Here is a 696-nt window from a genome sequence, read left to right on the forward strand (position 1 = left end):
TAGCGCGGAGCAAAACTATCAGCAGCAGTATGCCTATTTTAAGGCAGGCAACCCAAAGATTGCTAATCGACACACCGCAGTAACGTCTGCGGTGTGGTGGTGGCTGCGCTCCCCTTATTACAGCAACTCTAGCAGTTTCTGTGATGTGAGCAGCGGTGGCTCTCCTAACGGTTACAATGCCTCTTGGAGTGCAGGCGTTCGCCCCGGATTCTGCGTATCGGCGGCAGCCTAATCGTTTTTTCTATCCAGGGGTGCGAAAGCACCCCGTCCCCAGGACAGCAGGCCCAGCGGGAGCAGGCCCTTACGCCCTTCCCCATACCGCCGTAAGGCGGTCGCGCAAAATCGCAAAAAATGGCACTTTCCCCCTTTGGCAGAATATGGTATAATGGGCAGCAGAATAGCGGAAAGAGGTGATTCTTTATATCGGTCTTAAAGGACAAGCGCACGGTTAGCAAAGCGGATTTTATAAATGTGGCCCATCAAATATTTGTAGAAACCATGGCTTTTCTAACCCGGCTCTCGGCCCGGTACTCCCGGCTGCTGGCAGAACCAACGGCAAAGCTGGCCGGTGAGGTGCTGGACGAAGCCGAAAAGGCAAACAGCATATACCCCTCGGACGAACAGCGCATAAGGCTGCGCAAAGCCCATTTGCTGGAAGCGCGGGCCTCGCTTATGGCCCTGGATGTGCGGCTGGCC

Annotated in this window: 1 protein-coding gene and 1 pseudogene; both read left to right on the forward strand. The window is 55.2% G+C overall.

Translation table 11 applies throughout. The annotated features are described in order from the left end of the window. Window positions 1-232 (forward strand): DUF6273 domain-containing protein (locus U8U01_RS17290; protein ID WP_322176823.1); only part of this gene is annotated, 232 nt, incomplete at its 5' end. Between the two features lie 266 nt (window positions 233-498). Next, a pseudogene (locus U8U01_RS17295) lies at window positions 499-696 on the forward strand (hypothetical protein); the annotation flags it as partial.

The sequence above is a fragment of the Acutalibacter caecimuris genome (assembly GCF_034335085.1).
Lineage (GTDB): Bacteria > Bacillota > Clostridia > Oscillospirales > Acutalibacteraceae > Acutalibacter > Acutalibacter caecimuris.